The organism is Pantoea sp. BS_8 (assembly GCF_041954965.1).
Lineage (GTDB): Bacteria > Pseudomonadota > Gammaproteobacteria > Enterobacterales > Enterobacteriaceae > Pantoea > Pantoea stewartii.
The window spans coordinates 167,933-194,199 of record NZ_JAVAXU010000008.1 but is presented as its reverse complement, the minus strand read 5'-3'; the positions used below and the strand labels follow the sequence as shown (position 1 = coordinate 194,199).

Here is a 26,267-nt window from a genome sequence, read left to right as displayed (position 1 = left end):
GAGCAACCCGCAGCTCCCGCCACTAGGCGGGCGGAACCCGCTCAGAGCAACCCGCAGCCCCCACCACCTGGCGGGAGGAACCCGCTCAGAGCAACCCGCAGCACCTGCTGAGCGGAACCCCGCCAAATCAATACCTGTGATAACTCCGCTGCGCCGAACTCACCTTATACAAATACCGCCGCGATTCCGCCGACGGATGCTGCTTCGACAGCGTCTGATAAACCTGACCCGGCGACATACTGTTAATAATGGTAAAGGCACGATCTTTATCGCTGGAGAACACGCGCAGTACACTACCGGCGCCGCCGTTATAGGCGGTGATAACCGCATAGCGGCGTGAAACCGGATCCTGAATACCGGCCAGATAGTTGCTCTGCAGCAACGACAGATAGGCAGTACCGGCATCAATGTTGTTCTCGGGATCCAGCAGATAGCTGCGGCTCGGTTTGCCCCATTTGCCCTTCATGCGGAATACATCCACACCGGCGGTATGCTGCACTACCTGCATCAGGCCGAGCGCATCAGAATGGCTGACTGCGTAGGGGTTAAAGCTGGATTCGGTCTGCATAATAGCCAGAATCAGAGACGCATCTACACCGTACTCTTCGGCGGCTTTACGCACCATAGGCAGATATTTATGCGCACGCTTATCCAGATGGTTTGGCACCATCGGAATCGTGACCGAGTAGATCACATGCAGGCCGGACGTACGGCGTTGCAGTTTATTGGCAATCAAGTAGTCAGCAAAGGCCTGAGCACGTCCCTGCCAGCGAATCGCCTGACCGGTGTTATCCAGCACCTGTCCGTACAACAACGGCTCTTTACTGATCTGAATGTCGTTAGCATCAGAGTAGAGATCGACATTTCCCGGATCGTCGCCGATCAGTAACGTAGTCACGATCGCCTGACGCAGACTGGCGGCAGGATCGGTACCGGAAATGGTCTCAATGGTGATGTTCCCGCTTTCAAAGTTGATGTGGCTGCGGGTGTAATAATTGTCGGTGTATTTAACGTAGTCTTTCGGTCCGGCGATCAGGACCTCATTGATACCCCAGATGTTCTCAATGTTATGGGCGAATTGCCCCATCAGAATGTCAAATCCGTTGGTATCTTTGACCCATTCCTCTGAATATTCCGGATGTTTTTTACCGGAGCAGGACACCAAAAGGGGGGCAATCACCAGCAGGGCTATCAGCTTTTTATTCATCTAAAATACGTGCCTGACCTGGAAAACGGCCTCAACACGGAGGCCAATAAAGTTATGCTTCGGGTGGCGTGTAGCCTTCAATATGAACGTCTTTACCTTCGAACAGGAAATTGATCATTTCCTTTTCCAGCACTTTGCGATCGTCGGGATTCATCATATTGAGTTTTTTCTCGTTGATCAGCATCGTCTGCTTAGCCATCCATTGCTGCCAGGCTTCTTTCGAGATTTCATTGTAAATGCGTTTTCCCAGATCGCCAGGGTAGAGCTGAAAATCCTGCCCTTCAGCGTCGCGTTGTAAAAAAGTACAAAAAATGGTGCGGCTCATTACTCTTCCTCATTAATCTCACCGTCGCCCACAGGCAACGGCTGGGGATGGCGCAGTTCGTGTAAAAGACGCTCTACAGGTGCGGCTAATCCCACAGATGGCGGCAGCGTTAAGTTATACCAGAGACCGCCAGCTTCATCCATTAATGCCCCGGCAGAAGGCCATGAAAGCCACATGGGAACGATATCCAGATGAAAATGGCTGAAGGTGTGACGAAATGCCGTAAGCTGCTGCGGTTTGGCATGGATGCCGCGCGTCGACAGCCAGGCGTTCAGATCGTCTTCGCTGGTGAACTGCGGGAAGCAGAATAAACCGCCCCATAAACCCACCGGCGGACGCTGTTCAAGCCAGACATTGTCGCCGTTTTGCATCATCAAAAACCAGCCGCTGCGTTCAGGCAACGTCTGCTTAGGTTTTTTGCCCGGATAGTTTGCCCAGCTGTTCGTCGCGCGGGCTTCGCAACCATCGCTGAGCGGGCAGATTTCACATTTCGGGCGCGAGCGGGTGCAAACCATGGCGCCCAGATCCATCATGGCCTGGTTAAACTGACTGACGCCCTCGGCTGGCGTCACGTCTTCACTAATTTGCCACAGCCGTTTTTCAACATCCTTCCTGCCCGGCCAGCCAGCCACTGCGTAACAGCGAGCCAAAACCCGTTTCACGTTACCGTCCAGAATCGGGAAGTGCAGGCCCAGCGATAGCGATAAGATCGCACCCGCTGTCGAGCGGCCTACGCCGGGCAGCGCGGCGACGTCATCGTAGTTGCGCGGGAACTCGCCGCCGTGCACCTCAACCACCTGTTTGGCGGCTTTGTGCAGGTTACGCGCACGCGCGTAGTAACCCATACCGGTCCAGAGATGCAGCACTTCGTCCAGCGGCGCGGCGGCCAGATCGCTGACGGTCGGAAAGCACGCCATAAAGCGCTCAAAATAGGGGATAACGGTGGCGACCTGGGTTTGCTGTAACATCACTTCAGACAGCCACACCTTATAAGGTGTTTTCTCTAACTGCCACGGCAGGGTTTTGCGGCCAAAGCGTTGATACCAGTCCAGCACCTGTTGCGCGAACTGCGGGGCTTGCATCATAAAGGGGATATTTCCGTGATTACGCGACATTCAGGTGGGAATTCCAGCATAAGCGCCACTGAGAGTAAACCTGAAGATTGCAAAGGCCTGTTTCTTTCTGGTGGCCACTGACGCCCGGTTGTCAGATAAGGCCGGTTACACACAAGAAGGCGATGGAAATGTTGCTGATAAAACACGGGTTGTTTCTCGTTTTCGGGCATAGCCGAAAGTCAGACTTAAAACAGAAGCCCCGGGTCGGGGCTTCGCGTTTAAATTTTTATCTCTTTGGTTGCTGCGATCGGCACCGCTTCCTTTTCCGGTGGCTTACGGTATTTATCCAGCAGGCGGATGTGAATTTTCCGTAGCATGTCGCCGTTCAGTGTATAGAAACGGAAATAGAGCAGCAGCGTCAGGGCAAAAAAGACAGCGGGCAGCACGATCATAATAAACTGCATGCCAGCAAGGGTTTCCTGCGACTGGTTGACGTTGGGCAGATAGCCAATCATGCCCAGCACGACAGCGATAAAGAAAGCCGCCAGCGCAGAGCCGCCTTTAACGACCATGGTTTGCACCGAATAGGCAATGCTTTCACAGCGCACATGCAGTTTGTATTCGCCGTAATCTACGGTATCCGCCACCATAATTACCTGAAGCACCCAGAAAAGCGCCGTTCCGGTATTGAATAAAATCCCGGCAATAACGATTAAGGATGTCGCGTGACTGCCTGCTAATGCCATAGCGAACAGCACACCGCCGCTCAGAATCGGCAGGGCAGACGCCGCCGCCCATAGTATCCGGCGTGACAGCAGATTCACTAATTTGGGGAACAGAACCAGTGTTGCCAGGTTCGCCGCGCCAGCATAGGAGAGGTAGTAAGGGAAGAGACTGGCATCGCCGATCACATAGGTAAAATAGTAAATCGCAAAACCGGTAATGATATTCGCCGCAATGTTATAGGCCAGCGCCATACCGAGCAGGCAGGCAAGCTGATCGTTGCGGTAGATAAGGCCGACGATCGCGCTCAGTCCCATCCGGCCGCCGTCCTGGGTCTGCGCGCCGTCTGATGAATAAACCTCATGAACATTACGCAGCGTGATGAGGGTTGCCGCGATGAAAAACACGATCAGGAGCAGGGTAAACATCTGAAAGCCAAAGCCGCGATCGTCGCCCCCGATATAACTGACAAACGGTAGCGCAATGCCGGCCGTGACAAAGGAGGCGAGGCTGGCAAAAAAGCGTGGCCAGGGCACCAGCTCTTCGCGCTCACGTTTGTCCAGCGTAATGGTCGGTACCAGTGACCAGAACGGAATATCCATTATGGTATAGGTCATTCCCCACAGAATGTAGGTGACCCAGACAAAAACCAGCTGTGTCGTCCCTTCAAACAGGTGAGCGCTAAATAACGCGAACAGCACCAGCGAGTTTGTCAGCGTGCCAGTTAAAATCCAGGGTTTAAATTTCCCCCAGCGAGAACGTGTAATGGTAACGATCCATCCCATAATGGGATCGTTAATCGCATCCCAGATCCGGGCGACTAAAAACAACGTGCCGACCATGCCAACCGATAATCCCACCACGTCGGTGTAGTAATACATCAGGTAGAGGTAAACAATGCCAATCGCGAAGTCTTTTCCAAACGCACCACATCCGTAACTGAGTTTTGTCGTTATCGAAATGCTCATCGGTTGCCGGGTCGCTGTTGCCAGCGCCCGCTCACTGTTATGACGTAGAATCGCGACCGGACATAGCATCCGGCGACAAAGAATTAACGATGAAGCCAGGCGGGCAGCCAATTGCCGTGCTCAGTGATGAGTTCGTCCACCAGTGCATAGATCTCATCAAGGCTTAATACCGCTGCCGTATGCGGATCCAGCATGGCGGCGTGATAAACCCGATCGCGGTTTTCAGTCAGAATGGCTTCGGTCAGCAGTGTCTGCACATTGATATTGGTTTGCATCATGGCGGCCAGATGTGACGGAATCGTGCCGACTTTGGTGGGCTGAATCCCATTGGCATCGACCAGACAAGCGACTTCCACGCAGCATCCCTGCGGCAGATTATCGATCAGGCTATCATTACGCACGTTGCCATAAATGACCGCCGGTTCGCCGGTCCAGATAGCGTTCATAATCGTGCTGGCGTACTCACGTGAGGGTTTGCTTTCAATACGTTCGGCGCGACGGTAACGTGCCAGTTCTGCTCGCCATTCCGCCAGTTGTTCTTCACAACGTTTGGGATATTCATCCAGCGGAATCTGATACCGTTCAATAAGATCTTCGCGGCCTGGTTTGATAAACCACGGCGTATATTCTGCGAAGTGCTCTGAGGATTCGGTGACGAAATAGCCCAGCTTTTTGAACATTTCATAGCGCACAATGTTGGGACAGCGCGTATTGCCGTGCAGGTTGGGCTTCGGCACCTGGCCAGCGTTCCAGGCCGCCAGCAGGTCGGGATAGAGATCAACGTAACTGCCGTCAGCGGTTTTACGCTCCAGCGTCAGATAAAACGCCATATGATTAATCCCGGCGCAGCGGTAACGCAGATCGGCAGGATTTAAATTCAGATCGTTGGCCAGTTCCTCCGCCGTTCCCTGTACCGAGTGGCACAGCCCAACCTGTTTGATATGGGGATAGCGCGCATACATTGCCCAGGTGTTCATCGCCATGGGGTTGACGTAATTAAGCAGGGTGGCATGCGGGCAGACTTCCGTCATGTCTTCGCAAATCTGCCACAGATGCGGGATGGTGCGCAGGGCGCGCATAATGCCGCCGGGGCCCAGCGTATCGGCTATGGTCTGCTCCAGACCATAGCGTTTACAGACCTCAAAATCGGTGACGGTACAGGGCTGATAGCCGCCTATCTGAAAGGCGACCACGACAAAATCCGCATCCGCTAAGGCCGCTTTCTGCTCGCTGTGGCAGGTAATCTGGCCAGCCGCGCCCGCGGAATCCATAAGTTTACTGACGACGGTATAGGATTCTTCAAGCCGGGTTGCATCAATATCCATCAGGGCAATATGGGCCGATTTTAGCGCATCGCGATGGAAGACATCGCCAAGGATATTCTTGACGAAGATAGTGGAACCCGCGCCAATAAAGGTAATTTTGGGTGCAGACATCAGAACGCTCCATGACAGGGTGGGATAATCTCATGGTGGCACGCTGTGCGGGCGAAAACTTCCGTCTTATCGGATGAGCATTCCCAAAAACTCAGATCAGATGCTGGCAACGAACAGATCTGAGTTTTTGGGATAAATTAACGTAAAAAGAAGAGTATCTGGTCTGGAAGAGCGCTTAGTATAGGGAATCCAATGCTGTTTATGGCCGTCTCCGCGGGCATGCTGGGCGGGGTTCTGATAATTCAGGAGAGAATCATGACGACATTACAGCCCGTTGCCACGCTGCCGCCCGATCCGCATATGTGCAGCAGTGACGAAAAGCAAACCCGCAGCCCGCTGTCGCTCTATTCCGAATATCAACGTATGGATATCGAACTGCGTCGGCCGCTGGCGATGAGCAGCTGTCACTGGCATGGGCAGGTTGAGGTCAATGTGCCGTTCGACGGGGACGTGGAATATTTAATCAATAATGAAGTCGTACAGATTAAGCAGGGCTATATCACGCTGTTTTGGGCCTGTACACCGCACCAGCTTACCCGGCCCGGTAACTGCCAGAACATGGCTATCCTTAATCTGCCGATGCATCTGTTTCTGTCATGGCCGCTCGACCGGGAACTCATCAATCATGTCACACATGGCATGGTGATTAAGTCTGTGGCAAAACAGCAGCTCAGCGCCTTTGAAGTGCAGCGCTGGCAGCAGGAACTGAACAGCCCGGATGAACAGATTCGCCAGCTTGCTGTGGATGAAATTGGCCTGATGCTTAAACGCTTTAGTCTGTCAGGGTGGCAGCCTGTGCTGGTGAACAAAACGTCGCGGACACACAAAAACAGCGTGTCGCGCCATGCGCAGTTTTATGTCAGCCAGATGCTGAGCTATATTGCCGACAATTATGACCAGGCTCTGACAATCAATGACGTCGCAGAGCACGTCAAGCTTAATGCAAACTATGCCATGGGTATCTTTCAACGCGTCATGCAGCTTACGCTAAAACAGTACATTACCGCGATGCGCATTAACCACGTCCGGGCGCTGCTGAGCGATACCGATATTACCGTGCTGGATGTGGCGCTGACGGCCGGCTTCCGTTCCAGTAGTCGCTTTTACAGCACCTTTGCCAGGTATGTCGGCATGTCGCCACAACAGTACCGCAAGCTCAGTCAGCAACGGCGGCAGACCATGACGTTATAATTCTGTTTCCGGCCAGCAGCCTCCCAGGCAATTTTCTTGCATTACTCTACACTCAGGCAGGAAAACGCATGTCAAAACACGCCGGGTGCGCGCGGAAAGTGGCAAAGGCTTGCTTCTGCTTTTGAACTTTGCATAATGCCCGTTTCCCTGAACAGGCTAACCAGCAGGCTTCAACATGATTAATGACGTCATCACCCCAGAATATGATGAAAATGGACGCCCGTTGCGTCGGATTCGTAGTTTTGTGCGCCGCCAGGGCCGCTTAACCAAAGGCCAGCAGCAGGCGCTGGACAACTACTGGCCGGAAATGGGTGTTGAATATCAGCCAGAGCCCATTGATTTGCCCGCGCTGTTTGGGCGCGATGCGCCTGTCACGCTGGAGATCGGTTTTGGTATGGGCGCGTCGCTGGTCACCATGGCGCAAAATAATCCGCATCAAAACTTCCTGGGCATTGAAGTGCATGCGCCCGGCGTGGGAGCCTGCCTGGCGTCGGCGAAAGAGGCCAATGTCAGCAATCTGCGGGTGATGTGTCATGATGCGGTGGAAGTGCTGGAGAAAATGATCCCGGATAATTCACTGCGCATGGTTCAGCTGTTCTTTCCCGATCCGTGGCATAAAGCCCGTCACAACAAACGCCGTATCGTGCAGGTGCCGTTTGCCGAGCTTGTGATGCGTAAACTGAAACTGGGCGGTGTGTTCCATATGGCGACCGACTGGGAAGCCTATGCCGGGCATATGCTTGAGGTGATGAGCAGCATCGCGGGTTACCGAAACTTGTCTGAAGACAATACGTATGTGCCGCGTCCTGAGACGCGTCCACTGACCAAATTTGAGCAGCGCGGGCAGCGTTTGGGCCATGGCGTTTGGGATTTAATGTTTGAGAGGGTGAAATAATGGCCACACAACGCAGCCGTCGTTTACGTAAAAAATTGCATATTGATGAGTTTCAGGAGCTGGGCTTTTCCGTAGCCTGGCGCTTCCCGGACGGCACCTCTGAAGAGGTTATCGACGAAACGCTGAATCAGTTTATTAACGAAGCGATCGATCCCAATGGCCTGGCTTATGACGGCAGCGGCTATCTGGCCTGGGAAGGGCTAATCTGCCTGCAGCAAACCGGTAAATGTACCGAGGAACATCGCGAGCTGGTACGTAAATGGCTGGAAGATCGCCAGTTACTGGATGTAAAGGTGACCGAACTCTTTGACGTCTGGTGGGACTAAGTTACCAGCGATGTCGCTTTCACACCCAGACAGGGAGAACGTATGATTCGTAACGTGCTGGTCGCTGGCCTCTTGCTGGCGGCAACGCAGGCCCAGGCGGCCTGGGAATGCAGCGTTAAACCACAGGATGATGTGGTCATTAGCCCACAAAACGTTCAGGTCGTTGGCGCAAACGGCAATCTTGTGATTTCGCCGCAGGGCGATGTGCAGTTCAACGGGCAAAAAATCACGATGAACGCCGCCAGTCGTCAGCAGGCCATTAATTACCAAAATGCGTTACGTCGCGATCTGCCGTGGATCGATAACGGTGCCACCTCCCGTCTGGAGAAAGGTCGGCTGGCGCTGGATAAGATCATCACTGAGCAGGTAGGGGAATCAAGCCGCTTGCACAGCCGACTAGCCACGCTGAATGCCCAGTTAAAAACCCAGATGAACCGCATTATTGAACATCGCAGTGACGGACTGACGTTCCATCACCAGGCGATCGATCAGGTTCGTGCCGATGGGCAGCAACTGGTGAATCAGGCGATGGGCGGTATCCTGCAGGACAGCATTAATGAGATGGGGACGAAAGCCATGACCAACGGTGGCGGCAGCGGGCTGCAGGGGTTGATGGGTAACCTTGGTGGTCTGCAGAACGCCATTCAGAGCGAATGGAATAATCAGGAAACGGACTTCCAGCAGTTTGGTAAAGACGTCTGTAACCGGGTTATCTCGCTGGAAAAAGACCGTAAAACGCTGGTTAAATCATTTAACTAACCCGTTTTATGTCCTGCCCTGTCAAGAAGGGGCTGAATCATCAGCCCCGTTTAGGTCTCAGTCGCTGTTAGCTTCTTTGGTCACGGTCTTGTTACCGGCGACATAGTTATAGATCACCAGCAGCGCAAAGATGCCCGTAATAATCATGGTAATGGTGCCTTTATCGAGGAACCTCGCCATGTTACCCAGCAGAATCCCTGTCACGCCAAAGTCCGTATCTGAGAATGCGGTATTCGTCAGACCAATCGCACCCAGCACAGGCAGTAACGCAACCGGCAGGAAGGTAATCAGAATACCGTGTGCAAAGGCGCCAATCATCGCACCCCGCTTGCCGCCCGTCGCATTGCCAAAGACGCCCGCCGTCGCCCCGCAGAAAAAGTGCGGCACCACGCCGGGCAAAATCAGCACCCAGTGCAGCTGCCCAAGGATAAACAACCCGACGAGTCCACCGATAAAGCTGGAAATAAAGCCGACCAGAACGGCATTGGGCGCATAGGGAAACACGATAGGGCAGTCCAGAGCAGGACGCGCGCTGGGCACCAGCTTCTCTGAAAACCCGGTAAAGGCCGGTACAATCTCCGCCAGAATTAAGCGCACGCCCTGCAGGATAATAAAGACCCCGGCAGCAAAGGTAATGGCCTGCACAAACGAATACACCAGATAGTTTTGACCATGGCTGAACTGACTTTCAACATACTCTCTGCCCGCCGAGACGGACAAAATAAAATAGATGATCATCATGGTCAGAGAGATGGAGATGGTACTGTCGCGCAAAAAGCTCAGGTTTTTGGGCATGTTCATCTCTTCGGTGGACTTTGAACCTTTGCCCACTATAGAGCCTATCCAGCCTGACAGGACATAACCCACCGTGCCGGTATGAGCCAGCGCAACCTGATCGTGACCGATAATTTTACGCATATAGGGCTGAGCCAGGGCCGGGAAAAAGGCCATCAGCATGCCCAGCGTCAGCGAACCGGTATAAATCAGCTGCACACCTTCAAAACCGGCAACGGACAGAATAATGGCAATCATACAGGCCATATAGAAGGTGACGTGGCCAGAGAGATAAATATATTTCAGGCGGGTAAAGCGGGCGACGGTAATGTTTGCCACCATGCCGAACGCCATAATCAGCGTGGTAGGCGCGCCGTATTTCGCCAGCGCGATGGATACCATCGCTTCGTTATTAGGAATAATGCCCTGAACGTTGAATGCGTGCTTAAAAATATCGCCGAGCGGCGTCAGCGAGCCCACCAGAACGGTGGCACCGCCTGCCAGCACTAAAAAGCCCAGAATCGTTTTTACCGTTCCCTTTATCACATCCGGCAACGGCTTGCGCTGCGCGATCAGGCCGAACATCGCGACTAACCCGACCAGAATCGAAGGGACTTTCAGCACATCGACAACTACCAGTAAAAGGTTTTGTATAAACATAATAACCTCAGCGGTAAGTGTTCTTATCAAAGGGGATAACGGTGTTATTTGTTGAAGTAGTCGCGAATTTTCTGCTCAACTTCTTTCAGGTCGATGATGTTGTTGATGATAATGACTTTTTCCGGGGGCAGATTAGCGCTGTAGGCAATGTCTTTTGCCATCACGAATACATCTGCGACGTCCGGCGTCACCGAGCCGAGGTCGGCATGTTCGACCTCCGCCGTCATATCAATTGCTTTAAGCACTTTTTTGATGTTCATTTCCATCATGAAGCTGCTTCCCAGGCCTGAACCACACACTGCCATAATTTTCATAACTACCTCTTCTTATTTGAAATTGTTAACTGATAAGGTCGTCTGCCAGCAGAACCGTGCACAGTTCCTGCTGGCTTTGTGCGTGATAAACGCGTTGCATGATGTCCTCGTCTGTCAGCACTTCAGCCAGCTGCGAAATCATCTCAATATGGCTGTTGCTGTCAGGGGCCGAGAACATAAAAAGGATGTCGACAGGATCGTTTTCATCAGCATCAAAGTTGACAGGGGTTGCCAGTTTCACGACGGACAAGCCCAGTTTCTTCGCGCCCTGTTCAGGACGCGCATGTGGCATCGCGATTCGGGGGGCGATCACGAAGTAGGGGCCGGTTTCTTCTTTGAGCCGGACGATGGTGTCAATGTAATCCTGCGAAATAGCGCCTTCACGGCAGAGAGGATTACCGGTGACCTGAATCGCCTCTTTCCAGTCGGAAACGCAATCAATGTATTGAATTTTTTCAGCATTCAGCCATTGGGTAAGATTTGCCATACGGTGTCCTGGATAAAAAAGTTGGGCCAGCATGCAAGCTGCTTGTCATTGCAAGATGTACAGTCAGCTTTTAGCCTTTTTCAGGCGGTCAACCTGTTTGTTTTTCCTGATTCTCTTCCACACACGTCAGGGTAGATAAAAAGTCAAAACCAGTTATTTGATTAGTAATGACTTTTATTGCTAAAGCAGGCGTCAGTTCTGACAATTGCCTGTTGCACAAATTTATTTATACGTATAGACATGTTTAATGTGTCTAGTCATCTTGATGATGCACCTCGACCTGTACAGATACAATATGCAAGAATCAATTCTGGCTGGACAGGCGACACTGGAGTGCAAAATCGTTAGCTGGATCACACTGGTTTCTGTCCCACTCATACGCAGTGACGGAAATCAGGCATACAGGCGATGCGGCGGCGCACCGCAGGCACGGGCTTACTATTCGGGAACAGCGTGATGTTCGATGGCATAACAGAGAAACAAAAAGAGGTTGTCGACTATATTCTGACCAAGATCATGCAGGACGGACTGCTGCCGGGCGACAAGCTGGATACCGAAATTGCGATAGCAAAGAACATCGGTATCACCCGGGCGACGGTACGGGAAGCAACCCGTATTCTGATTGAGCAGCAGCGTATTTATCGCGTGAAGGGGTCGGGACTGTTTGTCGGTTCTATCGGCAAGAGCAATCACGCCGGCCGGTTCCATGCGCTTTCGCCCTTTGATTATCAGGCTCATAAAAAAGGCCATAAAGCGGTCAGGAAGGTGCTCACTGCCAGCATCATCAAGGTGCCCGGACCGGAGATGGCGCAGGCGTTACGTATCAGAAACAGCGATCAGATATACAAAATACTTCGACTGATGTGCTTTGACGATATTCCCGTGGCGCTGGAATATATCCACCTGCCTGTCAGCCTGTTCAGCAGCATGGAGTTTGGCCGGCTGGAAATCTCGAAATACTCTTACATTGAACAAATCACCGGCAAAAAGATTCAGCGCCGCGACCAGCAGCTTAATGCGATTAACGTGACTGACAGTGAGCAACTCAGACTGCTGAATTTTAGTGCGAATGAGGCGGCGCTGGAGATTAATGAGACGGTTTATCTGGATGATGGCATGCCCTGCGAGGTGAACATTGCCATCATCAATACCCGGTTGTTGCAACTGAGACAGAATACTGAGCGCGGATAAGGATTCGGCCTCCTTCATACAGCCGCAGTTTGCACGCCGAACCCGAAGCGCGTTACTCGTCGGCCAGGAACAGTTCCAGTAGCGAGTTCAGAAACAGTTTGCCCTTCTCGGTAATTTGCCAGATGTCCGCTGTTTCAGTGATGTAACCTGCGGCAATAGCCTGATCGAGCTGTGGACGAATCAGCGCTTCATTCAGCCCGGTATAGCGGCTGAAGTCCGCGCGTGGCGCAGGCTCCAGCAACCGGAAACGGTTCATAAAGAACTCGAACGGCTTGTCACTGTCTGCTACCTCGTACTGTTTATCGAGATAGTTGCCCTTCATAAAACCCCGCGGATGGCGCACTTTGACCGTGCGAACAATACGGCCATCGGGTTGGGTCAGCTTGCCATGGGCACCACAGCCAATCCCAAGATAATCGCCAAAACGCCAGTAATTCAGGTTGTGCTCACAGCGGTATCCCGGTTTGGCATAGGCCGATGTTTCATATTGCTCATAACCGGCAGCGGTCAGCAGCTGATGTCCCTGCTCAAAGATGTCCCACAACGCATCGTCGTCGGGCAATTTAGGCGGACGTGAGCCAAACAACGTATTCGGTTCGATGGTCAGCTGATACCAGGACAAATGCGGAGGATTAAGCGCGATCGCCTGACGCAAATCGTCCAGCGCTTCCGTCAGTGACTGGTCGGGCAAACCGTGCATCAGATCGAGGTTAAAGCTGCGCAGGTTCAGGCCCTGCGCCAGCGCCGCGGCGCGCTTCGCTTCCTCGGGACCATGGATGCGACCGAGACGTTCCAGCTTCTGCGGGCTAAAGCTTTGTACCCCAATGGAGATGCGGTTAATCCCGGCGCGCTGATAGGCGCTGAAACGGTCGGCTTCGACCGTGCCTGGATTCGCCTCCATCGTAATCTCCGCCCCTTCTGCCAGCGTCAGGCGCGCGCGTACGCCATCCATCAGCATCTGCATCGCGCTACTGCTTAACAGGCTTGGCGTTCCGCCACCGATAAATATCGTGCGTACGTCACGTCCGTGAATCAGCGGCAGATCGTTTTCAAGATCGCGCAGCAGGTGCTGCACATACTCAATGTGCGGCACCTCATCTTTTAACGCGTGAGAATTAAAATCGCAGTAAGGGCATTTCTGGACGCACCAGGGAATATGGATATATAAACTCAGCGGGGGTAAATCAGGCATTACGCATCGCTTCCAGTAACAGCGTCAATGCTTTACCTCGATGAGAGACTTTTCCTTTCTCTGCTTTTGTCAGCTCGGCGGCGGTTTTACCCAATGCCGGAATGTAGAACACCGGGTCGTAGCCGAAGCCGCCTTCACCGGCTGGGGTGCGGGTGATTTCGCCGTCCCAGGCGCCGTGAAACACCAGCGGCGTCGGATCGGCAGCGTGACGTAAATACACCAGCACGCAGTGGAACTGGGCCTGACGCTGTCCGTCCGGGGTGCTTTCCAGCGCCTGAAGCAGCTTTTCCAGGTTCTGTTGGTCACTGGCGTCGTCACCGGCATAGCGGGCTGAATAAATGCCCGGTGCGCCGCCCAGCGCGTTGACGGCCAGCCCGGAGTCATCTGCGATAGCGGGCAGCCCGGTCACCTGCGCGGCATGGCGCGCTTTCAGGATGGCGTTTTCAATAAAGGTCAGGCCGGTCTCCTCGGCGGATTCAACGCCGAGGTCGGTTTGCGCCACGATATCCAGTCCAAAGGCGGAGAGCAGATCCGCCAGTTCACGGACTTTGCCGGGATTACCGGTGGCAAGAACAACTTTTTGCATAACAGTTCCAGTTTGGTTCATTTACAGCAAATACCAGAGACCCGGGAACAGGTCCATGCCGAGGAAATTCAGGGCATACAGCACCAGAATGACGATCATGGCGGAGAAGTCGATGCCGCCCATCGCGGGCAGAATGCGGCGAATCGGCGCCATTAACGGCTCTGTCAGCTGAATCAGCACATAGTCCATCGGACCGCGGCCCTGGCTGATCCAGCTTATCAGGGAACGGATAATAATGACCCAGAACACCAGATAACCTGCGGATTTCAGTAGCGACAGCAGGCCGACCAACAAGTTAGCGGGATCGACAGAGAACACGCCGACCTGAATCAGCAGCAGAAGCGGATATTTCAGCGTAGTGAGCACAAACGCCAGCAGCAGAGAAGCCGTATCAATCGGACCCAACGCAGGCAGAATGCGACGCAACGGTTTCACAATCGGCTGAGTGATCTTCACGACAAACTGGGCAAGCGGATTATAAAAATCGCAACGTGACCACTGCATCCAGATGCGCAGCAACAGCACCATGACGTAGAGATCGATTAGCGTTTTTACCAAAAACGTCATTGTTAACATGAAGTTCCTCAATTATTGTTGTGAAGGCTGTGTGTAATCACGTGCGCCAAATATTGCGGTGCCAATGCGCACCAGGGTGCTGCCTGCGGCAATCGCCGCCTCCATATCATCACTCATTCCCATCGACAGCGTATCAACATCACTATAGTGCTGTTTTAACTGGTGAAATGCATCAGCCATTTGCTGGCATACCGCCAGCTGTTTCTGATAATCCTGTTCGGGTGCCGGAATCGCCATCAGCCCGCGCAAACGCAAACGCGGCATCGCGGCAATAGCCTGCGCCAGTTCGTCGACGGCCTCCAGCATGATGCCAGATTTGCTGTTTTCGTCACTGATATTTACCTGAATCAGCACATTGAGCGGTGCCAGATGTTCAGGCCGCTGATCGTTAAGCCGCTGTGCAATCTTCAGACGATCAAGGGTGTGGCACCAGGCAAAGTGTTCTGCCACCAGTCGGCTTTTATTGGACTGCAGCGGGCCAATGAAGTGCCATATCAGATTGGGATGTGAGGTCAGCGCCTGAACCTTTTCAACCCCTTCCTGAACGTAATTTTCCCCGAACGCGAGCTGACCCGCCGCCGCCGCTTCTTCGACTGCGCTCGCAGGTTTCGTTTTGCTCACTGCAAGTAGCGTAATTTCTTCGGGAGCCCGGCCGCAACGCGTTGCAGCAGCGGCGATTCGCTGGCGGACTTGCTGTAGGTTGTGCTGGATTGAAGTCATAGTCGGGAGAACACAATGAATCTGGATGAAATCGTGGCGCTTAGTGTAAAGCATAACGCTGCCGATCTGCACCTTTGTAGCGGACATTTGCCGTACTGGCGGCGTCAGGGCAGGCTGGAGCCGCTGCCCGATCGGTCTGCGCTGTCACCTGACTGGATGGCGCAGTTTACGTCGGTGTGGCTGGACAGCGAACAGCAGCAGCAGCTTAAGCGGGAAGGGCAACTGGATTTCGCGTTGACCCTGGCGGCGGGACAGCGCCTGCGCGCCAACCTGTTTATGCAGCGTAACGGGCTGTCTCTGGCGCTACGCACCATCGCCAGCGAATGCCCGACGCTGACCGATCTGCGCGTACCGGAAGGGGTGCAGGCGTTACTGAAGAAACGGGACGGACTGATATTAATCACCGGGGCGACGGGGAGCGGTAAGTCGACCACCCTCGCGGCAATGGTGGATGCGATTAACCGGCAGCAGGCCCGCCATATCCTGACCCTGGAGGACCCGATTGAGTTTATCCATCACAGTCAGCAATCTCTGATTCAACAGCGTGAAGTCGGTGTGCATTGCCGGAGTTTCAGCCAGGGCCTGAAAGCCGCACTCAGGGAAGATCCTGACGTTATTATGCTGGGGGAACTGCGCGACAGCGATACCATTCGTCAGGCGCTCACTGCCGCAGAAACCGGCCATCTGGTGCTGGCCACGCTGCACACGCGCGGTGCGGTGCAGGCGGTAGACAGGCTGGTGGATGTGTTTCCTGCGGAAGAAAAAAATCTGGTGCGCACTCAACTGGCAAGCAGCCTCAACGCAGTGATCGCGCAGCAACTGGTGCCAGCCTGTGATGAGAAGAGGACCGGGCTGTTTGAAGTATTGATGGCGACCAGTGCCGTGGTCAATCTGATTCGGGAAGGCAAAATGCATCAGATTCCGGCGCTTCTGCAAACCGGCGCTCGGGCCGGGATGCAGACATTCGAACAGAGCCGCGCAGCCCGTCAGGCTGAAGGGGTCATTCGCTAGTGAGTGTCGAACCAGTCCTGCAGGATAATGGCCGCTGACTGTGAATCGACCGACCCTTTGTTCAGCGCACGGTAACCGCCACGCTCAAACAGGCCCGCACGGGCTTCAACGGTACTGAGGCGTTCGTCCTGCAGCTCCACGCGAATGCCGAAACGCCCGTGTAAGCGGTTGGCAAACTTGCGCGCACGCGCGGTCAGTGGCTGTTCGCTGCCGTCCATATTAAGCGGCAATCCCACCACCACAAAATCTGGCTGCCACTCTTTCAGCAACTTTTCGATTTGCAGCCAGTCAGGCGTACCGTCCTGTGCTTTGAGGGCACTTAACGGACGGGCGCTGCCCGTCAGCTGCTGCCCGACGGCAACGCCAATGCTTTTGGTGCCGAAGTCGAAGCCTAACAAGGTTTGATGTGTCATCAGGCGTGACCTGCATCGCTGGCCATATTGTGAATATCCACCCCGATGCTTCGTGCCGCTTCGCGCCAGCGCTCAGCGATGGGCGTCTGAAACAGAATATTGCTGTTTGCGGGGGTGGTCAGCCAGGCGTTTTCCATCAGCTCATTTTCAAGCTGATCTTTTTCCCAGGCACAATAGCCCAGCGCCACCAGAACATGATCGGGCTGATCGGCGGTACCTATGGCTTCCAGGACATCGCGTGATGTCGTGATCACCGTGTTGTCTGAGACACGGATGCTGGAGGTAAACGTGCGCTGGGCAGAGTGCAGGATAAATCCGCGATCTTCTGCCAGCGGGCCGCCGCTGAATACCGGCTTATCCAGGTTGATTGCCGGATCGCGGTTTTCCTCGGCAATCTTGAGCTTTTTCAAAATGCCTTCAACCGTCAGGTTTTCCATAGGCTTGTTAATAATCAGCCCCATTGCCCCTTCTTCGTTGTGTTCGCAAATGTAGACCACAGAACGTTTGAAAAAGGGATCCTGCAACGCTGGCATGGCAATCAAAAAGTGATGCTGTAAATTCATTCTCACATGCTTTACCAAAGATAACCGGTGCGTAAAGTCAGCACCGATGTTGGGTTGATCACGGAGCATGGTCCCAGCGTTATGCTGAGCCCAGACGCTTCTCAATGGCATCCATCAGCATACCGGTGATGGACACAGGGAAAGCGGCCTCGATTTCACGAATGCATGTTGGGCTGGTCACGTTAACTTCTGTCAGTCTATCACCAATAATATCGAGTCCGACAAAAATCAAGCCTTTGGCTTTAAGCGTGGGTCCGACTTTGCGGGCGATCGCCCAGTCACTTTCGCTCAGCGGGCGCGCTTCACCGCGTCCACCGGCGGCCAGGTTACCACGGGTTTCACCGCCTTGAGGGATACGCGCCAGGCAATAGGGAACGGGTTCGCCATCGACGACCAGTACGCGTTTGTCGCCCTCTTTGATCGCTGGCAGATAATTTTGCGCCATGCAGTAGCGGCTTTCATGCTCTGTCAGCGTTTCGGCGATTACGCCAAAGTTTGGGTCATCCTGCTTCACGCGAAAGATGGATGCGCCACCCATGCCGTCCAGCGGCTTCATAATCACATCGCCATGCTCCTGCCAGAATGCACGGAGTTGCTGCTTCGAACGGGTCACCAGCGTATCCGGCGTAAATTCGGCAAACCAGGCGGTATAGAGTTTTTCATTGCAGTCGCGCAGGCTTTGCGGCTTGTTAACGATCAGCGTACCCTGTTCTTCGGCACGTTCCAGAATGTAGGTGCAGTAGATAAATTCGGTATCGAACGGTGGATCTTTGCGCATCAGGACGACATCAAGATCGGCCAGTTTGATCTGCTGTTCGCTGCCAAACTGGTACCAGCTCGCGGCATTCTGTTCCACGCTGAGCAGGCGCGTGCGGGCAAAGGCCACGCCGCCGCGCAGGGAGAGATCGTTCATCTCCATATAGTGAATTTCGTAGCCCCGGCGCTGGGCTTCCAGCAGCATTGCAAAGCTGGAGTCTTTCTTAATGTTGATGGATGCGATCGGGTCCATCACGATGCCAAGCTTAATCATTATTCTCTCCTGAAGGAGGCGGCACTAACCGTCTCGTTCCGTTCGGGCAAAAGGGGCTGATCTTTCAGGCTGGCGGTGAGGCTGCATGACCTGAACGTGCTAAAAGTATCGCTTAACCCAGGTCGCCAAACCTCACCTGAAGTGCCGTAATGGCCGTCAGCGCGGTGGTTTCGGTGCGTAAAACGCGTGGGCCAAGCAAAATATCCGTAAATCCATGCTGTGCCGTCATGGCAATTTCTTCAGCGGACAGCCCACCTTCCGGGCCAATCAGCAACCTGACGCGCTCGACCGGTTGGGGCAAGGTGTTAATACTGTGGCTGGCGCGCGGATGCAGATTCAGTTTTAACCCACTTTCCGCTTCACTGCACCAGGCTTCCAGCGTCATCGCCGGACGGATTTCCGGTACCCGGTTACGGCCACACTGTTCACAGGCGGCAATCGCAATCTTTTGCCATTGCTGAATTTTTTTCGCCAGACGTTCGGCGTCCAGTTTGACACCACAGCGCTCAGAAAACAGCGGCGTGATGACATTAACGCCCAGTTCGATTGATTTCTGGATGGTAAATTCCATTTTTTCGCCACGCGACATCACCTGGCCGAGATGGAGATAAAGGGGCGATTCACGATCGTCTGTCTGACTCGTTGTGATGGATACTTTTACACGTTTTTTATCAACTTGCGTGATTTCTGCTGCGAAAGTCAGATTACTGCCATCAAACAGTTCCAGATGCTGTCCACTGGTCATGCGTAATACGCGACCAACATGGTTAGAGGCATCGTCATCCAGTGTAATCTCACTGCCAACATGCAGCGGCTGTGAGTGAAAAATGCGAGGTATGCGCATAAAGTACCTGAGAGCAAAACGCCGCGCGATCCACGCGGCGAGGCCGTAAAGACAGTTAGTTTAGGGCAGGGATTTTAACGCTTGCAAGCTTCGAGCACATAAGGATTATGATTCCCCTGTACCCGTGCGATACGTTGGTCTCGCTCGCATTCCCACTGGCTGACCGGATAGAGCTTGTTCCAGGCCGTAAATAGCTGGGTTTGCTGGCGCGACAAGCGCAGATGATACTGATCGCGCATATAGAAGTAGGTGCGCGCGATGGCACCGCGGGCCCGTTCTGGTGGCTCTGCCTGTTTGTTTTTAAAATCAATGTGCATGCTGCACTGACCATATTGCTTCTCTGTCCCGTTCCACTGGCTGTAAGCAAAGTTACCCCGGTCGCCGTTTACTTCACCTATTGCCGGTTGCAGATTGTGCAGATCGGTCTCCATATGGCGATAGTCGGCATCTTTACTGCAGTTTTTGCGTCCACCATTCTGCCAGCACTGACGTTGATGACCGAACTCCCAGGCAGGCATCACGTGCTCCCACTCGATGCGCGCGGCACGGTTGGCATTTTTACGCGGTTGATAACCGCAACTGCTCAGATCAGGTTCGCCCTTTTTACCGTGCCAGGTCATTTTGCAGCCGCAATAAAAACTGCCCGGTGCATCGGCGTTAATCTCGGCCGCATAAGCTTTTGCCTGCTGAAAATTATTCTGATGGTAATTATTCAGGTTAAGCGCGTTGGCATGAAAGGAGGCCAGCAGCAGCGCGGCGGTCATGATTATTTTGTGAGACATATTCCAGTTATCACCTTGATCCTAAAAAGGGCGGCAGGGTACCAGAATGCGGGGGCAGGCGGAATGAGAATCCGGTCAGGATGGAAGGAAAAGGCCGGCTTTTAATACGTTGCCGCAATGGACACAGCGGTATTCGCTTTCGCCGCGAATCACGCGATTATGACGCCGTACGGTAAGGTGGTGCTGCTGACACTGACAGCGGTAGGCAAAGGTGCGACTACGGACGGACGCGACTTCGAAACGGTGGGTACGCTGGGCCGGAACACCGAGGACGGTTTCCATCATCCACTTCCACTCTTTCCCGTGCGGTGCCACGCGACCAAAGGTCTTCCACACCAGCAAATGGGCCAGTTCGTGAGGGACGACTTCGTCAATAAACGCCTGTTGGTTCTCCAGCAGCAGCACAGGATTGAGGCGAATCTCCCATTTTTCCAGCCAGGCGGTACCGGCGGCGGTGCCCCGTTGCTGATAAACCAGCGTGGGCTCAGGGTAGGTGCGTTCAAGCGTGCGATTAGCGCGCTCAAGAGCATCACGCAGGGCGCGCATAACGGCTTGTTGCAGGGCAATCGGAAGACGAGGTGTTTTCATGGCGCTCAGCATAAGCGCCGCAGAGGCGGAACTCAATATGAATGCGCGGGGCAAAGATGGCGATGCCCGTCTGTCACGACGGACATCGCCACGGCTTAATGGAACTGCGCGACGGTTTGTGCCAGCTGGCGGGCCTGATCCTCAAGTGAACTGGAGGCCGCCGACATCTGCTGAACCAGTGCCGCATTTTGCTGAGTCGTGCCGTCCATTTCATTAACGGCAAGGGTGACCTGAGCGATACCGCGCGCCTGTTCATCGGATGCGGCAACAATTTCACCGATGATGCGCTGCACGGATGAAACGGCATTTGTCATTTCATGCATGGTTTTGCCCGCATCATTGACCAGCACAACGCCATTCTCGACGCGCAGCGCTGACTCTTCAATCAGGGCGGCGATGTCCTTTACGGCACTGGTGGTGCGCTGCGCCAGGTTACGCACTTCTGAGGCCACCACGGCAAATCCGCGTCCCTGTTCCCCTGCACGTGCCGCTTCAACGGCGGCGTTAAGCGCCAGAATATTGGTCTGGAAAGCAATGCTGTTAATCAGCGTGGTGATATCACCAATTTTCTGCGAGCTTTCATCGATCTTCGCCATGGTTGTCACGACCTGATCCACCAGCGTTTCGCCACGGTTAGCGATACGGGTGGCATTTTCCGTCAGGCCTGTCGCCTGTTGTGCGTTGTCAGCGTTCATACGAATGGCCGCGCTAATCTGTTCCATGCTGGCCGCAGTTTCCTCCAGGGCGGCAGCCTGCTCCTCAGTTCGGGAGGACAGGTTCAGGTTGGCGCTGGCGATTTCGCCCGCGCCCTGCTGGACAGAGAGGCTGGCATCTTTGATTTGGCCGACCATCGTCCTAAGCTGTGACTGCATGGTACTCAACGCGTAGAACAGACTACGGCTATCGTCGGGCGCAACGCCAATGCTGTTGTTTAACCGCCCCTCAGCCACAGCCAGCGCGATACGCGCAGCCTCTGCCGGTTCACCACCCAGCGGGCGCATCACTTTGCGACTGAACAGCAGCCCCAGTACGGCACCCACCGACAGGATGCTGATGATCATCAGCCCGATGGCCCAGTACAGCTGGCGGTCAGCGGCCGCCATCACCTGACTGACGGGCGCCACGATCCCGACATACCAGGGTTTATCACTCTTCCCAACGCGCACGGGATACCACGTATACATGGCCTGTTCTTTGAGCACCGGATCGTATTGCTCCGTCACGTTGGTACTGGTGCTGTTTACGTTCCCCGGCCATTTCTTGCCCGCTTCACTTGTATCGGGGGAGGAAATCACGTTACCGCTGTTCGAAATCAGCAGCGCGTAACCGGTGCCTTGCCAGGGTTTGATCTGGTTGATTTTTTTCTGGATAGACGACAGCAGAATATCCGAGCTGACGACCAGTTTTAGCTTATCGTTCACCATGACAGGCGTGGCGACTGAGGTTAACCACTCGGGTTTCGCACCATCATAGGCGAAGCTGTAGGGTTCAATCAGCGTGTCTTTAAGCGTTTCTTTCGGCAGCAGATAGTAATTGCCCGCACCGGGTTGTAAAAAATCCAGCGCCGGATTCATTTTAAAATGCCCGTCTTTATCCCGATCAATATACCAGGCATAGCGCCCCTCGGGTGGCATTCCCTGCTGACCGGCGAAAGCACTGTCACGACCGTCGAAGGCGTTGGGTTCGAACACCACGGTCATCGATACAAAGTCAGGATTTTTCTGCAGGGCATATTCCATGAGCTTATGGGCAACGTTGCGATCGGTCACGCCGGCCGCAGGCAGCGCGGCAAGGCTTTGCCCCAGGTTTTGTGCCGCGTCCAGTGCATGCGTCAGTTCCTGTTGAATTTGTCCGGCATGGCTGGCAGCAATTTGTTGCAGGTAGTCAGCGGCCAGAGATTTTTGCGCTTTTGAAGACTGCCAGCTGAGCAATCCGATGGTCGCTGCAAAGCCCACGACAATCGTCATTCCCCCTGCCAGCAGCATCTGAGCCCGGGTGCTCATTGTCTTTTTTACGCTGGGGTTGTTCATTGGATTTCCTGATGAAAATAAAGTCTGAAAACGGGTTTTTATAAGGGAAACGTCAGGTCATTTATCGGCGTATATTTTTTCGACTTTAACGAAAGAAAAGCGAAGCGGGGCGGCGCAAGCCAGGCGTGGCAGGGTTTGAGCGTGAATACGCTGAGCTGTTGGCGTGGGTAAAAGGTTAAAAAAAGCCAGTCAGTTTACACTGACTGGCTTTCACGGACGCGGGCGCGAAGGAATTTACTGGCCGATATCGCGCAGTTTTTTGCCCGCCATCAGGTTACGTTCAATATGTTCCAGCGACACGTTTTTGGTCTCCGGAATGAGCATAACGGTGAGCACAATAAAGAACACGTTCAGCAGCGCGTAAACCCAGAAGGTCGGTGCATTACCCAGCGTGTTCAGCATGGTCAGGAAGGTTGCGCCAACGATCATATTGGCAATCCAGTTGGTGGTGGTTGAAACCGTGATACCAAAATCACGCCCTTTCAGCGGCTGAATTTCGGAACACAGTACCCAAATCAACGGACCGGCTGACATGGCGAAGCCCACGATAAACATCAGCAGCATACCAATGGCGAAGTACTGCGCGCCTGGTGTATGGATGCCCATGTGCAGCATAGTGCCCAGGATGCCCATACCGGCAGCCATGACCAGGAAGCCCAGAATCAGCGTAGGCTTACGGCCCCAGCGATCCACCAGGCCAATGGCGATGAAGGTGGCCAGTACGTTAACCAGACCGACAATAACCGTTCCCCACATCTGCTGAGTCGTATTCGCAAAACCGGCGATCTCAAAGATTTTCGGCGCGTAATACATGATGACGTTCATCCCGGTGAACTGCTGCATCACCTGAAGCAGAATGCCGAGGAAGACCGCGCGGCGGAAGTTGGCGTTATTGGTAAACAGGCCCCAGCCAGACTGCTTCACTTTCAGGCTTTCGCGGATCTCATCCAGTTCGCGTTTTGCCTGTTCACTGGTGTCACGCAGACGATCCAGAACACGCTGTGCATCGCGGAAGTTGCCTTTCGCCGCCAGCCAGCGCGGGCTGTTCGGCAGGAAGAACACACCAATCAGCAGCAGAATGGCAGGGATCGTGATCACGCCCAGCATCCAGCGCCAGTTTCCGGTAAAGCTAAATGCGGTATCGGAGAGATACGCACCCAGAATACCGATGGTAATCATCAGCTGGTACAGCGAGATCATGCTGCCGCGGATTTTCTCTGGTGCGATTTCAGAAAGGTAAAGTGGCGCGGTATACGAGGCGACACCCACGGCGAGACCTAACAGGACGCGCGCGCAGATCAACATTTCCGGATTAGGTGCCATCGCTGACCAGAGTGATCCAATGACAAACAGAATCGCACCGGCCATCAGGCTTTTTTTACGGCCCAGACGTGATGACATCCAGCCGCTGCCGATAGCACCAATGGCTGCACCAAACATCATGGAGCTGACAATCCACTCCTGTTGGTGGGCAGTAACATTAAAGTCCTTAGCGATAAAGGGCAGGGCACCTGCGATAACGCCGATATCCAGCCCAAAGAGCAGGCCTGCGAGCGCTGCCAGAAAGCAGACAAATAAGGTCATTGCCTTATTTGAGGTTCTGCTTTTATGTGAGTTGCCAGGCATGGTTGCCTCCAAATTATCCATCATTGTTGTTATCGATGTTAAAAAACCTTATCTGGGTTAAAAGTGAGCCCGATCACATTGATGTAATCGCTTACACATGCTGAAACCCTGAAATCCAGCATTTACAACCCAGAAAGGTCAAGTAACCAGTGAGGTATAGTACCCTCGAAGTTTCTGACAATGTCCTGATTAACGCCTATCAGATGACGCTGAAAATAACGCATTTTTAAAAGAATAACTACGGCGATAAATTCCTAAATAGCCGATATTTAAAGCGTTTCAAATTGTAATCGTTAACACAAGGGCAGGGTACAAACTGAAAGAAAGTGTAGTTGAGTTAAAAAAATGTGCCGCAGGAAAAAAGCGGAGGTCGAATGCGGGATAAAGCCCATAAAAAAGCCCCGCCATCGGGCAGGGCTTTCAGGTGCACTTACTCAACGATGCTTACAGGCCAGCGGCCTCGCGCAGCTGTGCCGCTTTGTCGGTTTTTTCCCATGGGAAATGTTCGCGGCCAAAGTGACCGTAAGCAGCCGTTTCTTTATAGATTGGGTGCAGCAGATCCAGCATCTGAATCAGACCGTATGGACGCAGATCAAAGAATTCACGGACCAGCAGCGTCAGCTGTTCAGTAGAGACTTTCTCGGTACCAAAGGTTTCCACCATGATAGATGTCGGCTCTGCCACGCCGATGGCGTAGGAAACCTGAATCTCACACCGATCGGCCAGGCCAGCCGCCACGATATTTTTGGCAACATAGCGCGCAGCGTACGCCGCGGAGCGGTCAACTTTTGAGGGATCTTTACCTGAGAATGCGCCGCCACCGTGACGCGCCATCCCGCCGTAGGTATCGACAATGATTTTACGACCGGTCAGGCCACAGTCACCCATTGGACCGCCGATAACAAAACGGCCGGTTGGGTTGATGTGGTATTTGGTGGACGCGTTCAGCCACTCAGAAGGCAGTACCGGCTTGATGATTTCTTCCATCACCGCTTCCTGCAGATCGTTCTGGCTGATGGCTTCGCTGTGCTGAGTCGAGAGCACGACCGCGTCGATGCCTACAATCTTGCCATTGTCATACTGGAAAGTGACCTGGCTTTTCGCATCCGGGCGCAGCCATGGCAGCGTGCCATTTTTGCGGACTTCAGCCTGACGCTGAACCAGACGATGCGCATAGGTTACCGGGGCGGGCATCAGCACGTCGGTTTCGTTGGTCGCGTAGCCGAACATCAGGCCCTGATCGCCTGCACCCTGTTCCAGCGGATCGCTGCGGTCAACGCCCTGGTTGATGTCCTGAGATTGTTTACCGATGGCGCTTAACACAGCGCAGGAATTGGCATCAAAGCCCATATCGGAATGAACATAGCCGATTTCACGTACGGTATTACGGGTGATTTCTTCGATATCAACCCAGGCGCTGGTCGTGATTTCGCCGCCGACCAGAACCATACCGGTCTTCACGTACGTTTCGCAGGCCACGCGCGCTTTAGGATCCTGCTCCAGGATCGCATCAAGCACCGCATCGGAAATCTGGTCAGCGATTTTATCAGGATGTCCTTCTGATACGGACTCGGATGTAAAAAGATGTTTAGCCATTATGTTCTTTACCTTACCAATGGTTTGAGTTCGACTGCGTAGCGCAAGTGAGTGTTAGCTGACTTAACGCCCCTTAAGGCAAAGCCGAGAGCAGTCAGGTAGTGTCAGCACGCCAGGCCAACACCGCCTGGATATTAACCTGTTTAGATGGAAAACCATCTGGACGTCTATTTTAGGTTACGAGATGAGCGAATTACCAGCCCTTTTTTCTGATGCACTGCCGGCCTGGTGCTGAGTAGTGAATAATGCTGCGGGCAGGGCCAGCATTAAGCGAATAATCTCTTTGCATTTTTCAGGCGCAAATTGTATAAAACGCCGCTGCGTTTGCAGCAGAAAAAGGATGACGCGCTATCGCGTCGCGCCCGTCAGACCACTGTCTGGCTTTCACCCTGATGGTTT

Annotated in this window: 27 protein-coding genes; 6 read left to right on the top strand and 21 right to left on the bottom strand. The window is 53.7% G+C overall.

The features are described 5' to 3' along the window. Window positions 1-127: 127 nt before the first annotated feature. From mltC to RAC65_RS15895, 5 genes are all read right to left on the bottom strand, one after another. Window positions 128-1,207 (bottom strand): membrane-bound lytic murein transglycosylase MltC, encoded by a 1,080-nt coding sequence (mltC, locus tag RAC65_RS15915; protein WP_033739669.1) that lies wholly within the window; start codon window positions 1,205-1,207, stop codon window positions 128-130. 52 nt (window positions 1,208-1,259) lie between these two features. Then, the gene (locus RAC65_RS15910) at window positions 1,260-1,532 is read right to left on the bottom strand and encodes an oxidative damage protection protein (protein WP_006120869.1); all 273 of its coding nucleotides are present in this window, start codon (window positions 1,530-1,532) and stop codon (window positions 1,260-1,262) included. Beyond that, window positions 1,532-2,617, bottom strand: a complete 1,086-nt coding sequence (mutY, locus tag RAC65_RS15905; protein ID WP_375096875.1) for an A/G-specific adenine glycosylase — start codon at window positions 2,615-2,617, stop codon at window positions 1,532-1,534. Before mutY ends, RAC65_RS15910 begins: the two co-directional genes overlap by 1 nt. A 248-nt stretch (window positions 2,618-2,865) precedes the next feature. Then, window positions 2,866-4,278, bottom strand: a complete 1,413-nt coding sequence (gene melB / locus RAC65_RS15900; RefSeq protein ID WP_375096874.1) for a melibiose:sodium transporter MelB — start codon at window positions 4,276-4,278, stop codon at window positions 2,866-2,868. A gap of 83 nt (window positions 4,279-4,361) precedes the next feature. After that, window positions 4,362-5,717, bottom strand: a complete 1,356-nt coding sequence (locus RAC65_RS15895; protein WP_375096877.1) for an alpha-glucosidase/alpha-galactosidase — start codon at window positions 5,715-5,717, stop codon at window positions 4,362-4,364. A gap of 252 nt (window positions 5,718-5,969) precedes the next feature. Between RAC65_RS15895 and melR the strand changes: the two genes are divergently transcribed. The 4 genes from melR (at window position 5,970) to RAC65_RS15875 (ending at window position 8,885) form a co-directional block, all read left to right on the top strand. Then, entirely contained in the window at window positions 5,970-6,905 is a 936-nt protein-coding gene (gene melR / locus RAC65_RS15890; protein ID WP_006120865.1) for a transcriptional regulator MelR, read from the top strand. A gap of 175 nt (window positions 6,906-7,080) precedes the next feature. Then, the gene (gene trmB / locus RAC65_RS15885; RefSeq protein WP_033739664.1) at window positions 7,081-7,800 is read left to right on the top strand and encodes a tRNA (guanosine(46)-N7)-methyltransferase TrmB; all 720 of its coding nucleotides are present in this window, start codon (window positions 7,081-7,083) and stop codon (window positions 7,798-7,800) included. After that, window positions 7,800-8,126 carry a YggL family protein gene (locus tag RAC65_RS15880; RefSeq protein WP_006120863.1) on the top strand — a complete coding sequence of 109 codons (327 nt, stop codon included), beginning with the start codon at window positions 7,800-7,802 and terminating at the stop codon, window positions 8,124-8,126. Before trmB ends, RAC65_RS15880 begins: the two co-directional genes overlap by 1 nt. A gap of 42 nt (window positions 8,127-8,168) precedes the next feature. Beyond that, window positions 8,169-8,885 (top strand): DUF2884 domain-containing protein, encoded by a 717-nt coding sequence (locus RAC65_RS15875; protein WP_006120862.1) that lies wholly within the window; start codon window positions 8,169-8,171, stop codon window positions 8,883-8,885. Window positions 8,886-8,942: 57 nt separating this feature from the next. Here the strand turns inward: RAC65_RS15875 and RAC65_RS15870 are convergent, their stop codons facing one another. Genes RAC65_RS15870 through RAC65_RS15860 form a run of 3 tightly spaced genes read right to left on the bottom strand, consistent with a single transcriptional unit; the run spans window position 8,943 to window position 11,120 of the window. Further along, on the bottom strand, window positions 8,943-10,319 hold the full coding sequence (locus RAC65_RS15870) for a PTS ascorbate transporter subunit IIC (RefSeq protein ID WP_375096873.1): 1,377 nt from the start codon (window positions 10,317-10,319) through the stop codon (window positions 8,943-8,945). 44 nt (window positions 10,320-10,363) lie between these two features. After that, complete coding sequence (locus RAC65_RS15865) at window positions 10,364-10,633, bottom strand: PTS sugar transporter subunit IIB (protein WP_006120860.1); 270 nt, start codon at window positions 10,631-10,633, stop codon at window positions 10,364-10,366. A gap of 25 nt (window positions 10,634-10,658) precedes the next feature. After that, complete coding sequence (locus RAC65_RS15860; RefSeq protein ID WP_375096872.1) at window positions 10,659-11,120, bottom strand: PTS sugar transporter subunit IIA; 462 nt, start codon at window positions 11,118-11,120, stop codon at window positions 10,659-10,661. Window positions 11,121-11,576: 456 nt separating this feature from the next. Between RAC65_RS15860 and RAC65_RS15855 the strand changes: the two genes are divergently transcribed. Beyond that, the gene (locus RAC65_RS15855) at window positions 11,577-12,311 is read left to right on the top strand and encodes a GntR family transcriptional regulator (protein WP_039339294.1); all 735 of its coding nucleotides are present in this window, start codon (window positions 11,577-11,579) and stop codon (window positions 12,309-12,311) included. Window positions 12,312-12,363: 52 nt separating this feature from the next. On the opposite strand, the gene hemW is transcribed toward RAC65_RS15855, so the two are convergent. The 4 genes from hemW to RAC65_RS15835 are packed head-to-tail and all read right to left on the bottom strand — an operon-like array spanning window position 12,364 to window position 15,385. After that, a complete protein-coding gene (gene hemW, locus RAC65_RS15850; protein WP_033739660.1) occupies window positions 12,364-13,503 on the bottom strand; it encodes a radical SAM family heme chaperone HemW in 1,140 nt (379 codons plus the stop codon). Beyond that, window positions 13,496-14,089, bottom strand: coding sequence for an XTP/dITP diphosphatase (locus RAC65_RS15845; protein WP_006120856.1), 594 nt, complete (start codon window positions 14,087-14,089; stop codon window positions 13,496-13,498). Before RAC65_RS15845 ends, hemW begins: the two co-directional genes overlap by 8 nt. A gap of 21 nt (window positions 14,090-14,110) precedes the next feature. Then, the gene (locus RAC65_RS15840) at window positions 14,111-14,665 is read right to left on the bottom strand and encodes a YggT family protein (protein ID WP_375096871.1); all 555 of its coding nucleotides are present in this window, start codon (window positions 14,663-14,665) and stop codon (window positions 14,111-14,113) included. 12 nt (window positions 14,666-14,677) lie between these two features. Further along, window positions 14,678-15,385, bottom strand: coding sequence for a YggS family pyridoxal phosphate-dependent enzyme (locus tag RAC65_RS15835; RefSeq protein ID WP_039339277.1), 708 nt, complete (start codon window positions 15,383-15,385; stop codon window positions 14,678-14,680). A gap of 15 nt (window positions 15,386-15,400) precedes the next feature. On the opposite strand from RAC65_RS15835, the gene RAC65_RS15830 reads away from it, so the two are divergent. Continuing rightward, the gene (locus RAC65_RS15830) at window positions 15,401-16,396 is read left to right on the top strand and encodes a type IV pilus twitching motility protein PilT (RefSeq protein WP_039339279.1); all 996 of its coding nucleotides are present in this window, start codon (window positions 15,401-15,403) and stop codon (window positions 16,394-16,396) included. On the opposite strand, the gene ruvX is transcribed toward RAC65_RS15830, so the two are convergent. From ruvX to metK, 9 genes are all read right to left on the bottom strand, one after another. Further along, window positions 16,393-16,809 carry a Holliday junction resolvase RuvX gene (gene ruvX / locus RAC65_RS15825; RefSeq protein ID WP_006120852.1) on the bottom strand — a complete coding sequence of 139 codons (417 nt, stop codon included), beginning with the start codon at window positions 16,807-16,809 and terminating at the stop codon, window positions 16,393-16,395. The two genes, RAC65_RS15830 and ruvX, sit on opposite strands and share 4 nt — an antisense overlap. Then, window positions 16,809-17,372, bottom strand: coding sequence for a YqgE/AlgH family protein (locus RAC65_RS15820; protein ID WP_033739653.1), 564 nt, complete (start codon window positions 17,370-17,372; stop codon window positions 16,809-16,811). Before RAC65_RS15820 ends, ruvX begins: the two co-directional genes overlap by 1 nt. Window positions 17,373-17,451: 79 nt before the next feature. Continuing rightward, a complete protein-coding gene (gene gshB, locus RAC65_RS15815) occupies window positions 17,452-18,402 on the bottom strand; it encodes a glutathione synthase (RefSeq protein ID WP_033739652.1) in 951 nt (316 codons plus the stop codon). A gap of 112 nt (window positions 18,403-18,514) precedes the next feature. Beyond that, window positions 18,515-19,246, bottom strand: a complete 732-nt coding sequence (rsmE, locus tag RAC65_RS15810; protein ID WP_006120849.1) for a 16S rRNA (uracil(1498)-N(3))-methyltransferase — start codon at window positions 19,244-19,246, stop codon at window positions 18,515-18,517. Between the two features lie 74 nt (window positions 19,247-19,320). Continuing rightward, complete coding sequence (endA, locus tag RAC65_RS15805) at window positions 19,321-20,028, bottom strand: deoxyribonuclease I (RefSeq protein WP_375096870.1); 708 nt, start codon at window positions 20,026-20,028, stop codon at window positions 19,321-19,323. 75 nt (window positions 20,029-20,103) lie between these two features. After that, window positions 20,104-20,616, bottom strand: coding sequence for a SprT family zinc-dependent metalloprotease (locus RAC65_RS15800; RefSeq protein WP_110268430.1), 513 nt, complete (start codon window positions 20,614-20,616; stop codon window positions 20,104-20,106). Window positions 20,617-20,711: 95 nt separating this feature from the next. Next, complete coding sequence (locus RAC65_RS15795; RefSeq protein ID WP_162285981.1) at window positions 20,712-22,646, bottom strand: methyl-accepting chemotaxis protein; 1,935 nt, start codon at window positions 22,644-22,646, stop codon at window positions 20,712-20,714. A 234-nt stretch (window positions 22,647-22,880) separates the two neighbouring features. Further along, complete coding sequence (locus RAC65_RS15790) at window positions 22,881-24,272, bottom strand: sugar porter family MFS transporter (protein WP_006120845.1); 1,392 nt, start codon at window positions 24,270-24,272, stop codon at window positions 22,881-22,883. A gap of 444 nt (window positions 24,273-24,716) precedes the next feature. Then, complete coding sequence (gene metK, locus RAC65_RS15785) at window positions 24,717-25,868, bottom strand: methionine adenosyltransferase (protein WP_006120844.1); 1,152 nt, start codon at window positions 25,866-25,868, stop codon at window positions 24,717-24,719. Window positions 25,869-26,267: the final 399 nt, after the last annotated feature.

Bases quoted from the DNA above. Each gene is read 5' to 3' on its own strand.
- RAC65_RS15870 (WP_375096873.1), bottom strand. From the start codon at position 10,319: ATGTTTATACAAAACCTTTTACTGGTAGTTGTCGATGTGCTGAAAGTC.
- metK (WP_006120844.1), bottom strand. From the start codon at position 25,868: ATGGCTAAACATCTTTTTACATCCGAGTCCGTATCAGAAGGACATCCT.
- RAC65_RS15830 (WP_039339279.1), top strand. From the start codon at position 15,401: ATGAATCTGGATGAAATCGTGGCGCTTAGTGTAAAGCATAACGCTGCC.
- RAC65_RS15910 (WP_006120869.1), bottom strand. From the start codon at position 1,532: ATGAGCCGCACCATTTTTTGTACTTTTTTACAACGCGACGCTGAAGGG.
- hemW (WP_033739660.1), bottom strand. From the start codon at position 13,503: ATGCCTGATTTACCCCCGCTGAGTTTATATATCCATATTCCCTGGTGC.
- RAC65_RS15790 (WP_006120845.1), bottom strand. From the start codon at position 24,272: ATGCCTGGCAACTCACATAAAAGCAGAACCTCAAATAAGGCAATGACC.
- mutY (WP_375096875.1), bottom strand. From the start codon at position 2,617: ATGATGCAAGCCCCGCAGTTCGCGCAACAGGTGCTGGACTGGTATCAA.
- melB (WP_375096874.1), bottom strand. From the start codon at position 4,278: ATGAGCATTTCGATAACGACAAAACTCAGTTACGGATGTGGTGCGTTT.
- ruvX (WP_006120852.1), bottom strand. From the start codon at position 16,809: ATGACACATCAAACCTTGTTAGGCTTCGACTTCGGCACCAAAAGCATT.
- RAC65_RS15800 (WP_110268430.1), bottom strand. From the start codon at position 20,616: ATGAAAACACCTCGTCTTCCGATTGCCCTGCAACAAGCCGTTATGCGC.
- RAC65_RS15865 (WP_006120860.1), bottom strand. From the start codon at position 10,633: ATGAAAATTATGGCAGTGTGTGGTTCAGGCCTGGGAAGCAGCTTCATG.
- RAC65_RS15860 (WP_375096872.1), bottom strand. From the start codon at position 11,120: ATGGCAAATCTTACCCAATGGCTGAATGCTGAAAAAATTCAATACATT.
- RAC65_RS15820 (WP_033739653.1), bottom strand. From the start codon at position 17,372: ATGAATTTACAGCATCACTTTTTGATTGCCATGCCAGCGTTGCAGGAT.
- rsmE (WP_006120849.1), bottom strand. From the start codon at position 19,246: ATGCGCATACCTCGCATTTTTCACTCACAGCCGCTGCATGTTGGCAGT.
- trmB (WP_033739664.1), top strand. From the start codon at position 7,081: ATGATTAATGACGTCATCACCCCAGAATATGATGAAAATGGACGCCCG.
- melR (WP_006120865.1), top strand. From the start codon at position 5,970: ATGACGACATTACAGCCCGTTGCCACGCTGCCGCCCGATCCGCATATG.
- RAC65_RS15795 (WP_162285981.1), bottom strand. From the start codon at position 22,646: ATGAACAACCCCAGCGTAAAAAAGACAATGAGCACCCGGGCTCAGATG.
- RAC65_RS15835 (WP_039339277.1), bottom strand. From the start codon at position 15,385: ATGACTTCAATCCAGCACAACCTACAGCAAGTCCGCCAGCGAATCGCC.
- RAC65_RS15840 (WP_375096871.1), bottom strand. From the start codon at position 14,665: ATGTTAACAATGACGTTTTTGGTAAAAACGCTAATCGATCTCTACGTC.
- RAC65_RS15875 (WP_006120862.1), top strand. From the start codon at position 8,169: ATGATTCGTAACGTGCTGGTCGCTGGCCTCTTGCTGGCGGCAACGCAG.
- gshB (WP_033739652.1), bottom strand. From the start codon at position 18,402: ATGATTAAGCTTGGCATCGTGATGGACCCGATCGCATCCATCAACATT.
- RAC65_RS15855 (WP_039339294.1), top strand. From the start codon at position 11,577: ATGTTCGATGGCATAACAGAGAAACAAAAAGAGGTTGTCGACTATATT.
- RAC65_RS15880 (WP_006120863.1), top strand. From the start codon at position 7,800: ATGGCCACACAACGCAGCCGTCGTTTACGTAAAAAATTGCATATTGAT.
- mltC (WP_033739669.1), bottom strand. From the start codon at position 1,207: ATGAATAAAAAGCTGATAGCCCTGCTGGTGATTGCCCCCCTTTTGGTG.
- RAC65_RS15845 (WP_006120856.1), bottom strand. From the start codon at position 14,089: ATGCAAAAAGTTGTTCTTGCCACCGGTAATCCCGGCAAAGTCCGTGAA.
- endA (WP_375096870.1), bottom strand. From the start codon at position 20,028: ATGTCTCACAAAATAATCATGACCGCCGCGCTGCTGCTGGCCTCCTTT.